The organism is Allobosea sp. (assembly GCF_051860145.1).
Lineage (GTDB): Bacteria > Pseudomonadota > Alphaproteobacteria > Rhizobiales > Beijerinckiaceae > Allobosea.
On sequence record NZ_JBHYEM010000025.1, the window covers coordinates 51,683 to 63,649 of the forward strand.

Annotated in this window: 14 protein-coding genes, 2 tRNA genes and 1 pseudogene; 13 read left to right on the forward strand and 4 right to left on the reverse strand. The window is 65.6% G+C overall.

Going from position 1 to position 11,967, the window contains the following annotated elements; genetic code table 11:
* The first annotated feature begins 84 nt into the window (after positions 1 to 84).
* The 4 genes from aspS to ACTIF2_RS24905 are packed head-to-tail and all read left to right on the forward strand — an operon-like array spanning position 85 to position 3,508.
* Positions 85 to 1,860, forward strand: a complete 1,776-nt coding sequence (gene aspS, locus ACTIF2_RS24890) for an aspartate--tRNA ligase (RefSeq protein ID WP_439499838.1) — start codon at positions 85 to 87, stop codon at positions 1,858 to 1,860.
* A 31-nt stretch (positions 1,861 to 1,891) separates the two neighbouring features.
* A complete protein-coding gene (locus ACTIF2_RS24895) occupies positions 1,892 to 2,239 on the forward strand; it encodes a hypothetical protein (RefSeq protein WP_439499823.1) in 348 nt (115 codons plus the stop codon).
* A gap of 14 nt (positions 2,240 to 2,253) precedes the next feature.
* Complete coding sequence (locus ACTIF2_RS24900) at positions 2,254 to 2,553, forward strand: hypothetical protein (protein ID WP_439499824.1); 300 nt, start codon at positions 2,254 to 2,256, stop codon at positions 2,551 to 2,553.
* Positions 2,554 to 2,596: 43 nt separating this feature from the next.
* Complete coding sequence (locus ACTIF2_RS24905; RefSeq protein ID WP_439499825.1) at positions 2,597 to 3,508, forward strand: glycosyltransferase family 2 protein; 912 nt, start codon at positions 2,597 to 2,599, stop codon at positions 3,506 to 3,508.
* 176 nt (positions 3,509 to 3,684) lie between these two features.
* Here the strand turns inward: ACTIF2_RS24905 and ACTIF2_RS24910 are convergent, their stop codons facing one another.
* On the reverse strand, positions 3,685 to 4,398 hold the full coding sequence (locus ACTIF2_RS24910) for a CatB-related O-acetyltransferase (protein ID WP_439499826.1): 714 nt from the start codon (positions 4,396 to 4,398) through the stop codon (positions 3,685 to 3,687).
* Positions 4,388 to 6,229 carry a hypothetical protein gene (locus tag ACTIF2_RS24915; RefSeq protein WP_439499827.1) on the reverse strand — a complete coding sequence of 614 codons (1,842 nt, stop codon included), beginning with the start codon at positions 6,227 to 6,229 and terminating at the stop codon, positions 4,388 to 4,390. Before ACTIF2_RS24915 ends, ACTIF2_RS24910 begins: the two co-directional genes overlap by 11 nt.
* 213 nt (positions 6,230 to 6,442) lie before the next feature.
* On the opposite strand from ACTIF2_RS24915, the gene ACTIF2_RS24920 reads away from it, so the two are divergent.
* From ACTIF2_RS24920 to ACTIF2_RS24950, 7 genes and pseudogenes are all read left to right on the forward strand, one after another.
* On the forward strand, positions 6,443 to 6,892 hold the full coding sequence (locus ACTIF2_RS24920) for a DUF192 domain-containing protein (protein WP_439499828.1): 450 nt from the start codon (positions 6,443 to 6,445) through the stop codon (positions 6,890 to 6,892).
* 68 nt (positions 6,893 to 6,960) lie between these two features.
* Positions 6,961 to 7,037: transfer RNA gene (locus ACTIF2_RS24925), tRNA-Pro, on the forward strand.
* A gap of 58 nt (positions 7,038 to 7,095) precedes the next feature.
* Positions 7,096 to 7,401 (forward strand): ETC complex I subunit, encoded by a 306-nt coding sequence (locus ACTIF2_RS24930; protein ID WP_439499829.1) that lies wholly within the window; start codon positions 7,096 to 7,098, stop codon positions 7,399 to 7,401.
* A 37-nt stretch (positions 7,402 to 7,438) separates the two neighbouring features.
* Positions 7,439 to 7,515, forward strand: a tRNA-Arg gene (locus ACTIF2_RS24935).
* 59 nt (positions 7,516 to 7,574) lie between these two features.
* Positions 7,575 to 7,790 carry an alkylphosphonate utilization protein gene (locus tag ACTIF2_RS24940; RefSeq protein WP_439499830.1) on the forward strand — a complete coding sequence of 72 codons (216 nt, stop codon included), beginning with the start codon at positions 7,575 to 7,577 and terminating at the stop codon, positions 7,788 to 7,790.
* Between the two features lie 107 nt (positions 7,791 to 7,897).
* A pseudogene (locus ACTIF2_RS24945) lies at positions 7,898 to 8,020 on the forward strand (IS5-like element ISMex42 family transposase); the annotation flags it as partial.
* A 266-nt stretch (positions 8,021 to 8,286) separates the two neighbouring features.
* Positions 8,287 to 9,000 (forward strand): class I SAM-dependent methyltransferase, encoded by a 714-nt coding sequence (locus ACTIF2_RS24950; protein ID WP_439499831.1) that lies wholly within the window; start codon positions 8,287 to 8,289, stop codon positions 8,998 to 9,000.
* A gap of 152 nt (positions 9,001 to 9,152) precedes the next feature.
* Here ACTIF2_RS24950 and ACTIF2_RS24955 read toward each other — a convergent pair whose 3' ends face one another.
* Entirely contained in the window at positions 9,153 to 9,443 is a 291-nt protein-coding gene (locus tag ACTIF2_RS24955; RefSeq protein ID WP_439499832.1) for a hypothetical protein, read from the reverse strand.
* 50 nt (positions 9,444 to 9,493) lie between these two features.
* The gene (locus ACTIF2_RS24960) at positions 9,494 to 9,676 is read right to left on the reverse strand and encodes a hypothetical protein (protein ID WP_439499833.1); all 183 of its coding nucleotides are present in this window, start codon (positions 9,674 to 9,676) and stop codon (positions 9,494 to 9,496) included.
* Here ACTIF2_RS24960 and ACTIF2_RS24965 point away from each other — a divergent pair.
* Positions 9,676 to 11,364: an ArnT family glycosyltransferase gene (locus tag ACTIF2_RS24965; RefSeq protein ID WP_439499834.1), complete on the forward strand. Its 1,689-nt coding sequence runs from the start codon at positions 9,676 to 9,678 to the stop codon at positions 11,362 to 11,364. The two genes, ACTIF2_RS24960 and ACTIF2_RS24965, sit on opposite strands and share 1 nt — an antisense overlap.
* Positions 11,365 to 11,427: 63 nt before the next feature.
* Positions 11,428 to 11,967 (forward strand): glycosyltransferase family 2 protein (locus ACTIF2_RS24970; RefSeq protein ID WP_439499835.1); only part of this gene is annotated, 540 nt, incomplete at its 3' end.

Here is an 11,967-nt window from a genome sequence, read left to right on the forward strand (position 1 = left end):
TGCCCGCCTGCGTGTGCTTACGCACAAGCTTTCGGCCGGCTGCGTGCGGGCCTCTTCGTGTTTCGAGAGACGATACCCGTGACCCTGCATCGCTACCGTTCCCACACCTGCGGCGCCCTTCGCGAGAGCGATATCGGCAGCCAGGTCCGCATCTCGGGCTGGTGCCACCGCATCCGCGACCATGGCGGCGTGCTCTTCATCGACCTGCGCGACCATTACGGCATGACCCAGGTCGTGATCGATCCCGACTCGCCGGCCTTCGCCGAGGCCGAGAAGGTCAGGGCGGAATGGGTCATCCGCATCGACGGCAAGGTCAAGGCGCGGCTGGAAGGCACCGGCAACGCCAATCTCGCGACCGGCGCGATCGAGGTCTTTGCCACCGGGCTCGAGGTGCTGGGGCCGGCCGGCGAGCTGCCGCTGCCGGTCTTCGGCGATCTCGAATATCCCGAGGACACCCGGCTGAAATATCGCTTCCTCGATCTGCGCCGCGAGAAGCTGCACAACAACATCATGCTGCGCGGCAAGGTGATCGACTCGATCCGGACCCGCATGAAGAGCTCGGGCTTCTCGGAGTTCCAGACGCCGATCCTCACGGCGTCCTCGCCCGAGGGCGCGCGCGACTTCCTGGTGCCGAGCCGCCTGCATGCCGGCAAGTTCTACGCGCTGCCGCAGGCGCCGCAGCAATACAAGCAGCTCCTGATGATGGCGGGGTTCGACCGCTATTTCCAGATCGCGCCCTGCTTCCGCGACGAGGACCCGCGCGCCGACCGGCTGCCGGGCGAGTTCTACCAGCTCGACGTCGAGATGAGCTTCGTCACGCAGGACGATGTCTTCCGCACGATGGAACCTGTCATTTCCGGCGTCTTCGAGGAGTTCGGCGGCGGCAAGAGCGTGACCAAGAACTGGCCGCGCATCCCCTATGCCGAGTCGATCCGCAAATACGGCTCCGACAAGCCCGACCTGCGCAACCCGCTCGAGATGCAGGACGTCTCCGAGCATTTTCGCGGTTCCGGCTTCAAGGTCTTCGCCCGCATCCTCGAGGACGAGAAGAACCAGGTCTGGGCCATTCCGGCGCCGGGCGGCGGTTCACGCGCCTTCTGCGACCGGATGAACTCCTGGGCGCAGGGGGAAGGTCAACCCGGCCTCGGCTACATCATGTGGCGCGAGGGCGCCGGCGCGGGCCCGATCGCCAACAATATCGGCCCCGAGCGGGTCGAGGCCATTCGGGTGGCGCTCGACCTGAAGGATGGCGATGCCGCCTTCTTCGCCGCCGGCAACCCGGAGAAGTTCTACAAATTCGCCGGCAACGCACGTAACCGGGTCGGCTCGGAGCTCTCGTTGATCGACGAGAACGCCTTCGCCTTCGCCTGGATCGTCGATTTCCCGATGTATGAGTACAACGAGGACGAGAAGCGGGTCGATTTCTCGCATAACCCGTTCTCGATGCCGCAGGGTGGGCTGGAATCGCTGCAGAACGACGACCCGCTGGCGATCAAGGCCTTCCAGTACGACATTGCCTGCAACGGCTACGAGCTCGCCTCGGGCGGCATCCGCAACCATCGTCCCGAGGCGATGGTCAAGGCCTTCGAGATCGCCGGCTATGGCGAGGAGACGGTGATCGAGCGCTTCGGCGGCATGTATCGCGCCTTCCAGTACGGCGCGCCACCGCATGGCGGCATGGCGGCCGGCATCGACCGCATCATCATGCTGCTGGCGGGCGCCACGAACCTGCGTGAGGTCGCGCTCTTCCCGATGAACCAGCAGGCGGTCGACCTGCTGATGGGCGCGCCGTCGGATGTCGGTCCCAAGCAGCTGCGCGAGCTGCATATCCGTCTCAACCTGCCCGAAAAGAACGGCTGACCCTCCCATGCCTGCCCTGTCCGGAGCGCGGTTGCCCGCGCTCGCCTGCCTGCTCGCGCTGCCGCTCGCTGCTTGCGTCTCCCCCCATTCCAACCCGAGCGCGGGGCGCGCGGCAGAGCTCGCCAACCTGGTGTCGCGTTCGATCGCCTGCCGCGCCGGGGCGCCGCGGGCGAGCACGCTGGAGCGGTTCCTGGCGTCCGAACGCGCGCGCGGCGCGACGCCGGAGCAGGTCGCGAGCGCACGCTCGACCTATGTCACCGTGTCCGAGGCTGCGACCATCAATCAGGATGTGCGGCCAGAGGCTTGCGCTCCCGAGGAGCGCGGCGCGCTGAGGCCGCGCATGGCGCGCGTCCGCGCCGGCGATTTCGACGGATTCTGAGCGGTCTTACGTCGGTGCGCTTCGCCAGATATTTCGCCTGCGGGCTGGTCCTGCCCGTTCTGGCCGGCTGCACGACGACCGGTCCCGTTCCCGGCACGCCGGAATTCACGGCCGCCCGGGTCTCGCGCGGCTATGATTGCGGCGTCAGGATCGACCGCGGCCGCGTGATCGCGAGGCTCGCGCCCGCCGACCGCGGGCGCTTCATCGCTGCCAATGCCAGCTTCGCGGTCAAGTCCTATAAGGCGCCCCGTCTCTGCGACGCGTCCGAGCGCGATGCCGTGCAGCGCGAGCTCGCCAGTCTCGCCAAGCGTTGAATTCCGCTTGCCTGCCACGGCCGATCCCGGCCAGAAGGCAGGAATGCCGGCCGACGATTTGCCCCCGACCCAGGAAACAGTCACCGCGATCGTCGTCGCCTATGACAGCGCCGAGGTCCTGCCGGCCTGTCTCGACGCGCTTGCAGGCGAGGGGGTGCCCGCGATCGTCGTCGACAATGCCAGCGGCGACGCCTCGGCGAAGGTCGCGAGGGCGCATGGCGCGACGGTGATCGTCAATCCACGCAACCAGGGCTATGGCCGCGCCAACAATCAGGGCGTCGCGGCCTGCCGGAGCCCCTTCGTCCTCATCGTCAATCCCGATCTCGTGTTGCAGCCGGGAGCGGTTGCAGCGCTCCTCGCCGCGGCGGAACGCTACACCGACGCGGGAATGTTCGCGCCGCGCATCGTCGAGCCTTCCGGGCGGATCTTCATTCAGCCGCGCTCGCTGCTCTCGCCGGCCCATCTCAATGCGGCCTCGGCCGCGGTGGTCCCGGATGGTGATGCCTGCCTGCCTTTCCTCTCCGGCGCATGCCTCCTCGTGCGGCGCGAGATCTTCCTTTCGCTCGGCGGCTTCGATCCGAGAATCTTCCTGTTCTACGAGGATGACGATCTCTGTCGGCGCATGCGCGATTCGGGACATGCGCTGGTCCATGTCCATGCTGCAGAGGCGCAGCACGCGCGCGGGCGGTCGAGCAAGCCGAGCCCCGCCCGCCGCTTCAATGCGCGCTGGCACCTGGCCTGGTCGCAGGCCTATGTCGCCGCCAAGCACGGACTGCCGGCGCCGCCTTTGGGGTCAGTTCTCAAAAATGCAGCGAAGACAGTCGGTTATGCGCTGATCTTGAATCAGATCAAGATGATGGCCCATGCGGGCTCGGTCGCAGGCGGCATTGCCTGGCGGCGCGGCCAAACGGCCCTGACCCGGCAAAAGCTCGCGGCGGAAGGGCCAGGCGCGTGATCTCCCTGCCGCTGCCGCCCTGGTACGGCGCCGAGAAACCGGCGCTTAGAGCAGGATGCGAAAAAGTGGGAACCGGTTTTTCGCATTGATCTTGCTCTAACTTGATAGTGAGAGACGGATTCAGACTTCAGTTGGAACCGCAAAGCGATTCCAACTGAAGTCATCCGGCTCTAGTCTCAAGCGCTGGTTGCTGCGCCGCTCCTGATCCGCGCCGCCAGCTCGTCGACGCGATCCGACATCAGCAGCGGCAGCAGCGCGGCGACCTCCGCCTCCGGCAAGGCCCACCAGCGCGCCGCCAGCAGGGTCGCGATATCGGCCTCCGGCAGGCGTTTCCTGATCTCGCGCGCCGGATTGCCGGCGACGATGGCATAGGGTGCGACATCCCTTGTCACCACCGCGCGGGCCGCGACCACCGCGCCATGGCCGATCGTGACGCCCGACAGGATCATCGCCTGAGAGCCGAGCCAGACGTCATGGCCGATGGTGACGTCGCCGCGGGTCGCGTCATGGCCGCCCATTCCCGCCGCTGCCGGCCAGAGACCGGGCAGGGCAGGGAAGGGATAGGTCGTCGCCCAGTCGGTGCGATGGTTGCCGCCGAGCAGGATCTCGACATTGTCGGCGATCGAGCCGTAGCGGCCGATGCTCAGCCGCGCGCCGCTTTCGGGAAAGCGCACCTTGGGCCGGCCATAGGTATAGGGCCCGACGATGATCTGGCCGGGCCGGCGCGCGATCAGGTGCGCCAGATGCAGGCGCGCCTGGTTGTCGGGGTTGACGCGCCGGCGCAGCAGGCTGCGCGGGCCCTGCGGCAGCCCGGCCCACCAGGCGGCGAGGGCACCCGGCCGCCAGGCGTTGTCTTCGGCAGGAATCTCGTCCTCGGCGCTATTCGGCATTGGCCTTGAGGTCGATCTTGTCGAAGATCTCGGTCGGATCGCCCATCGTCAGGACGTCGGCGAGGCCGAGCCCGCCGCCCGATTTCGCATTCGCCTGGACCGTCAGGGTCCCCGGCTGCGCCGCGAAGCGCGCGACAGCGGCCGTCAGCGCCTTGGCGGCGTCGGACGGTCCGAGGATGGCGGCGAGGCCGAGGCTCGCCATCATCGCATATTCGCGGCGCAGCTCTTCCGGCTTGCGCTTGGCCTTGCGCGCCTCGTTCTCGATGACCTTCTCGATCAGCCCGAAATTCCGCAGTTTTGCCTCGAGATTGCGCGCGGTCGCGCCGAGCGCCGCGACCTGGGCCAAAGCGAGATCGCTGGAGAACAGGTCCTTGGTGACGTTGCCGAGCGTGCCGGACGCCTCGAATTGCGCCATGTCGGCGCCACCGAACGAGAGCGTGCGGATCGCGAGCTCGTTGCGCGCCGCATCCCAGGCGAGGTCGAGCTTGGCCGACAGGTCGATCGCCTTGTAGCCCATGGCGATCAGGTCCTTGGCGGCCGGATTGGAGGGGCCTTCGGTCACCGGGGCGGTGAGCTTGTCGATGGTCAGCGTGAGCTTGGTTGGCACGCCGTTGAGCTGGTCCTGCGCCTTGAGCTCGAAGGTGCCCAGGCCGACCCGGATCGGCGGCAGCGCGGGTTGGCCCGGCTTGTCCGGGCGCGGCGCATCGACCGAAAGTCCCGTCATCCGCATCGTGCCGAGCGTCGGGATCAGCTTGCGGTAGTCGGCCGTGTCGAAATCGGCATCCGGCTTCGCGAGCAGCTCCTTCAGCCCCTTCAGCGCCGGGCCGAAGGAGAAGCCGGAATAGCTCAGCGAATCGATCGCGCCCTTGGCGCCACCGCCGGCAAACTCGAAGCCTTCCATCACATAGCCGGACTTGGCCGGCGTATCCTCGCCATAGGCGACGCGGGTGACGCGCATGTCGAATGGCACCGGGGCGTCGCCAGGCTTGGGCGGCGCCTTGATGGTCATCGCCATGTCGCGGACTTCGCCGCTGCCGTAATCTATCGAATCGAACAGCGCGAGCACGGACAGCGCCAGGCGCTTGTCGACTTCGGCTCGCGCCGGGTCGCGCTTGGCCTTGGGGTCGCGCAAGGCTTTCTGGTCGGCCTCGGCCTGGGCGGCAATGCGCGACAGGATCTCGCCCAGCGGCTCGTCGCCGACCCGGGCCTTGAGATTGCGGCTGCTCCCCTTGCCGATCGAGATCTTGCCGGCCTGCCCCATGTCGAGCGTATAGCTGTCCTGGTCGAAACGGCCGAAGATCGGCAGCATCGGCTCCTCGACGCCTGACTTGGCGCTCTCGGTGAGCACGCGCGCTAAATGGCGCGTATCGAAGGCCTCGAAGCTGAAGCGTTTCAGCTCGCCCGTCATCGGTCCCGCCTCGCCGCCTGTGACGGCGATCGTTCCGCTCGCGGTCAGGCCGGTCCCGATCTTGCCGTCCCGGATGTCGCTCAGGCGGATGTCGCGATAGATCGTGACCTGGCGTTGCGGCCCGAAGGACTGCTCGATCGTCAGCTCAGGCGCGCTGATCTCGGCGGCGTTGAGCCGGCCCGTCCGCGCGACGGCGCTTTCGCCCGTGCCCGCGTTGAACAGCGAGACGAAGGCTTCGCGCTCGAGGCTCGATCCCCTGACCACGACCTTCGGCGCCGCGACGACGAACGTACCGAGATCGAGCCGCAGGTTCTCGACCTCGAAATCGGCCGCCCACGCCGGCACGGCCAGCACGATCAGGGCCGTGACGCCAAAGCCGCGCGCGAGACGCGCCGGGCTGCGAAGGGGGGTCGATGCGATCATGCTGGTCTCCACATTGCGGCTGCGACCCTGCCGCAAGGCGGCGTCGAAAGAAAGACGACATATCCCGGCGATTGCGGGAAAAACTTGACGGCTTGCGCGTGATCTCCCGTATCTGTCGCAGATTCGCCATTCGATGCGTGCAGGAGCCGCAGGCGAGCGACGCGATGGAGCCTCAAGACGATGCGGACCGCCGGACGATTCCTGATGACCTGCATGGCGTGGCTGTTGCTCGCTTTCGTGCCCGCGCATGCGCAGGCGGCGCCGGCGCCGGCGCCGGCGACCGGGCTGGAGCAGCTCGCCATCATTGGCGGCGGCGGGCAGCGCCATGTTTTCCAGGTCGAGGTGATGCGCACGCCCGAGACGCGCGCCCGCGGCCTGATGCATCGCAAATACATGCCCGGCGACCGCGGCATGCTGTTCGATTTCGGCCAGGTCGAGCCCGTGTCGATGTGGATGCAGAACACCTATATCCCGCTCGACATGCTGTTCATCCGCGCCGATGGCACGATCGCGCGCATCGCCGAGCAGACCGAGCCGCTCTCGGTGCGCACGATTCCCTCCGGCGAGCCGGTCCTGTCGGTGCTGGAGATCAATGGCGGCGTGGCGAGCAAGCTCGGCATCAGGCCGGGCGACCGCGTGGAACATTCGCTGTTCAAGCGTTGAGCGCGGCCTTTCGCTTGCCGCACGAGGCCCGGCCGTGATAGCGAACCGCAACGACGAGAATGGCCATTCGGGGTATAGCGCAGCCCGGTAGCGCATCTGCTTTGGGAGCAGAGGGTCCCAGGTTCGAATCCTGGTGCCCCGACCATTCCTCGACCCGCCCGTCCGGCGGCATGACGAAACCGAAGTGACGGCCGAGCCAGACCATGACCGCACGCATCTATCGCCCGACCCGCAACGCCATGCAGTCCGGTACCGCCAAGACCGAGCGCTGGCTGCTGGAATACGAGCCGGAGCAGCCGCGCCAGATCGAGCCGCTGATGGGCTGGACCTCGTCGGCCGACATGAAGAGCCAGGTCAAGCTCTGGTTCGACACCGTGGACGAGGCGGTCGCCTATGCGACGCGCAACGGCATTCCCTACCGGGTCGAGCAGCCGCACGAGACCAAGCGCCGCTCCATGGCCTATTCGGACAATTTCAAGTTCAACCGCGTCGGGCAATGGACGCATTGATCGGCTGGGCGCCGCCTGTCGCGGCGCTTTCGACTACGGGCCCGTAGCTCAGATGGATAGAGCAGCAGCCTTCTAAGCTGCTGGTCGCAGGTTCGAATCCTGCCGGGCTCGCCACCATCCCGATTGCCTGCCGCGCGAGGCGGGATCAATCATCTCACCGGCCGGGAATCACGATGAGCGATGTGAAGGACAGCAACGGCAACCTGCTGAAGGACGGCGATTCCGTCACCTTGATCAAGGACCTCAAGGTCAAGGGAACCTCTGTCACCCTGAAGCGCGGCACGCTCGTCAAGAACATCCGCCTGACCGGCGACGAGAGCGAGATCGAGTGCAACGCCGAGAAGGTGAGGGGCCTCGTGCTCAGGACGGAGTTCCTGAAGAAGGCGTGAGTGGGATAGATCTTCGGGAAAGTCTTGGCGCAAGTTGATTTTGCGACGCCGCGCGCTACCCAGATTCTTGGGCCGCGTGGGCGGAAGCGGTGCGATTGTCGGAAGAGGTCGAGCGGCTTCGGGCGCGGCTCAAGGAGTGGCAGGCGATGGCCACTCGCTACGAGAAGACCGCACGCTCCTGCGTCGGCCTGCTCTGCCTCGCCGCTGCCCTCGACTGGATCAGGCGCTAACGGGCTTAGCCTTGAATTCCGCTATCTGCACCAAGTCACCTAGACTTGATATTGATCAACATCGATCTTCTCTGAGTGATGAAACTGCATTCATGATCGATGGATCGCGTCGATTTGTGCATGAATTTTCTGTGTGCTCGGCGAATTTGCCAAATCCACGCGATCGTCCTTCCCCAGTATTACAGTGCTCTGCTGTTATAAATATCGAGTAAATGCTAAAATAGACCGATATATGTCTGCCATGCTGAAAACGACAGGGTTCGCAGATGGATCTTCTGAAATTTTACAAGAAATTCAAAGGTAGCTATGCGGATGAATTAGCTAAAAAATTCATCTCATGGAATGTCCATAGCCATGAGAGCGCAAGGCGGCTCAATGCGCTACTTGAGAGTGGCGACTACGCGCGAAGAAATATGGAAGGCGCATTTTCAAGTTCAATAACTAGAGATGTTTTTAACTACAGCATAGCGTTAGCTCCTCCAAATGGATTGTTGATGGAATTTGGTGTCTGGAGCGGAGAAACGATTAATCGTATCGCTGATCATGTGGGTTCATCGCGAACTGTACACGGCTTTGATTCATTTGAAGGGTTACCGGAAGATTGGACGGACGGATATCGAAAAGGCACGTTTAACCTTCACGGCAAGCTTCCAAGCGTTCGTCCTAATGTGGAATTGCACGTAGGTTGGTTCAACGACACCTTACCGAAATTCATGAAGAATTCAGACGATACGATATCCTTCCTGCATATCGACTGCGATTTATATTCAAGCACAAAAACTATATTCGATAATGTTGGCGATAGATTGGTTCCGGGGAGTATAATACTTTTCGACGAGTATTTCAATTATCATGGCTGGAAAGACCATGAGCATCGGGCCTTTGAAGAATTGATTCAACAAAAATCTTTGGCATTCAAATACATCGCTTATAATACTTCAGAATATAACGTTGCCGTTCAGATTATGGGTAGGTCCTGAAATATCTAGTGTGGAGGACTTGACTGCCGCTGGCATTACAGTCGCGGTCTTCGCGATGTCAGCGGCTCCAGCATCACCCACTGCGCATCCGTCGGCACTGCCATCCCCATCCTCCGCCAGGCGGGTGGGCACGCCCCAGACGCTAACAGATCCTAATCCTCGCGCCCCCAGGTCCTCAGGCGCCTGATCGCCGTGCCCCAATCCCGCGGACGCAGCGTCCACAGGTCCCGGAGGAGGCGGAGGCCGAAGAAGGTCGCAAAACCCGGGACCACGAGGACGGCCGGCACGGTCACGAGCCCCATGGCGCAGCCGCCGGAATCGCCGGGGCTGCCGCATTTCGGGTCGAAGATCATCAGGCCGAAGACGAAGAGAAGGCCGAAGAGCGGGACGAGCAGCAGTCCCCACAGCCCGGCGCGGATCGCGTTCCACAGAAGTCTGCCCACGTCGCGCCCCCGCTGACCGCGGGGCAGGATATCGAGGCTCCGGCGCGATGTCATGCCGTCCGGCTTGCGGCCGGGGAGGTGGCGTCGTAAACGGCGCTGGCCGTCGACGCGGGCGGTTTTGCCTTGATCGCGCCCGAAAGCCTCGCCATGCCGGCGGCGCTGCGGCGATCGTTCGGCCCGCGCTGTTTACCGCCTGTGATGAACGCGGCCTGGCCGGTCGCGAGGATGGACAATGTTTTCGCTCCGGCCCGTTTTCGATCGTCTGACCGGTTTCGCTGCCGCCAGCCATTGGCGCGCCTGCCTCGTCCTGCTGGCGCTGTCGCTCGCCTGCTTCTTGCCGGGCTTCACCACGCTGCAGCCGCTCGACCGCGACGAGCCGCGCTTCGCGCAGGCGAGCAAGCAGATGCTCGAGACCGGCGATTTCGTCGATATCCGCTTCCAGCAGGAGGCGCGGCACAAGAAGCCGGTCGGGATCTACTGGCTGCAAAGCGCCGCGGTCTCTGCCGGCGAAGCGCTCGGCGTCACCGAGGCGAGGCGGCAGATCTGGCTCTATCGCCTGCCGTCGCTCGTCGGCGCCGTCGCCACGGTCCTCTTGACCTATTGGGCGCTGCTCGCCTTCCTCAGCCCCGGCATGGCCTTCCTTGGGGGGGCGTTGATGGCCGCGGCCGTCCTGCTCGGCGTCGAGGCGCGGATCGCCAAGACCGACGCCGTGCTGGCTGCCTGCGCGGTCGCGACCATGGGTGCGATGGCGCGCACCTGGCTCGACTGGACGCGCTCGCTGCCCTTCGCGCCCGACCGCCGCAACTGGCTGGTCTTCTGGGGCGCAACCGCGATCGCCCTGCTGATCAAGGGACCGATCGTGCCGATGGTCTGGGGGCTGGCGGCGCTCGTGCTCTGTCTCCGTGAGCGCTCCTGGCGCTGGATGGCGCCCTTGCGCTTCGGCCCCGGCCTCCTGCTCTGCCTCGTCGTGGTACTGCCCTGGTTCCTCGCCATTGCCTGGAAGACCGGCGGCAGCTTCTTCGCCGACAGCGTCGGCGCCGACATGCTGGGCAAGGTCGCCGAAGGCCAGGAGAAGCACTGGGGGCCGCCCGGCCTCTATCTCCTGATCTTCTTCGGCACCTATTGGCCGGCGGCGGCCTTCGCGGCGATGGCGATCCCCTTCGCCTGGGCGCGCCGGCGCGAGCCGCAGATCCTGTTCCTGCTGGCCTGGATCGCGCCGTCCTGGATCGTCTTCGAGGCTGTGCCGACCAAGCTGCCGCATTATGTCCTGCCGCTCTATCCGGCCGTCACGGCGCTGCTTCTGCTGGCGCTGGTCAATGGCGGCATCGACCGCTTCCGGCGCGGCTCGACCGCGACGGCGGCGCTGGTCGTCCTCGTCCCGGCCGCCCTGGTCGGCGTCATCCTCTACGCCAACTGGACCTTCGACGGCACCGTGCCCTATCTCGCGCTGCCGGCGCTCGCGCTCGCGCTGGCGGCCGCCCTGCGGGTCGTCGCAGCCTTCCGGCGCGGCGATCTCGAAGGTGCGCTCTGGCGCGGCGTGCTGGCGAGCCTGCTGCTCTCCATCGGCGTCTACGGTTTTGCGATCGAGAGCCTGCGCTCGCTGAAGCTCTCGCCGCGGCTGGCCGAGGCCGCGCGCGCCGTCGGCTGCGCCGATCCGGCGATCATTACGGTCGGCTATCGCGAGCCAAGCCTGGTCTTCCTGACCAAAACCGATCTCGCCATGGGCGCCGACGGCTCTGCCGCCGCCGCATTCCTGAACCAGCCCGGCTGCCGTGTGGCGCTTGTCGAGAAGCGGTTCCAGCCCGATTTCCAGGCTGCCATCGCCGCGGCCGGCATCGCGCCGCGCCTCGTCACCAGCATCCCGGGCTTCAACCTGAATGGCGGCCGCCGGCTTGAAGTCGCCGTTTTCGCGCGCCAGTGAAACCCGCTTGCCCTGTTGCCCGGCTTGACGCAGTTTGCGCGCCGTTTCCCGGATGAAGCTTTCGTGACCGAACCCTCTCCCAACGCTCCGCCGCTGCTCAGCGTCGTCGTGCCTGTCCGCAACGAGGTCGGCAATGTCGGGCCGCTGCTGGCGGATATCGAGACGGCCTGCCGGAACCTCGGGCCTTTCGAGGTGATCTATGTCAATGACGGCTCGAGCGACGGCACCGCCGAGGCATTGGCGAAGCTCGCCGAGACCCGCCCCTGGCTGCGCGTGCTGCGGCATGAGCAGTCCTGCGGGCAGAGCGCCGCCGTCCGCAGCGGCGTCCGCCATGCCCGCGCGCCGGTGGTGGTGACGCTCGATGGCGACGGCCAGAACGACCCGGCTTTCATCCCGGCCATGGTCGAGGCCCTGCAGAAGGCGGGTCTGGAGGCCGGGCTCGTCCAGGGGCAGCGCGTCGGCCGCAAGGATACGGGCTTCAAGAAATGGCAGTCGCGGGTCGCCAATGGCGTGCGTGCGCGCGTGCTCAGGGACGATACCCGCGATACCGGCTGCGGCCTGAAATGCTTTCGCCGCGAGGCCTATCTCGCCTTGCCTTATTTC

Excerpts from the sequence above, each read along its gene's own strand:
- ACTIF2_RS24950 (WP_439499831.1), top strand. The coding sequence starts at position 8,287 with ATGGATCTTCTGAAATTTTACAAGAAATTCAAAGGTAGCTATGCGGAT.
- ACTIF2_RS24965 (WP_439499834.1), top strand. The coding sequence starts at position 9,676 with ATGTTTTCGCTCCGGCCCGTTTTCGATCGTCTGACCGGTTTCGCTGCC.
- ACTIF2_RS24915 (WP_439499827.1), bottom strand. The coding sequence starts at position 6,229 with ATGATCGCATCGACCCCCCTTCGCAGCCCGGCGCGTCTCGCGCGCGGC.
- ACTIF2_RS24910 (WP_439499826.1), bottom strand. The coding sequence starts at position 4,398 with ATGCCGAATAGCGCCGAGGACGAGATTCCTGCCGAAGACAACGCCTGG.
- ACTIF2_RS24905 (WP_439499825.1), top strand. The coding sequence starts at position 2,597 with ATGCCGGCCGACGATTTGCCCCCGACCCAGGAAACAGTCACCGCGATC.
- ACTIF2_RS24940 (WP_439499830.1), top strand. The coding sequence starts at position 7,575 with ATGAGCGATGTGAAGGACAGCAACGGCAACCTGCTGAAGGACGGCGAT.
- ACTIF2_RS24930 (WP_439499829.1), top strand. The coding sequence starts at position 7,096 with ATGACCGCACGCATCTATCGCCCGACCCGCAACGCCATGCAGTCCGGT.
- ACTIF2_RS24920 (WP_439499828.1), top strand. The coding sequence starts at position 6,443 with ATGGCGTGGCTGTTGCTCGCTTTCGTGCCCGCGCATGCGCAGGCGGCG.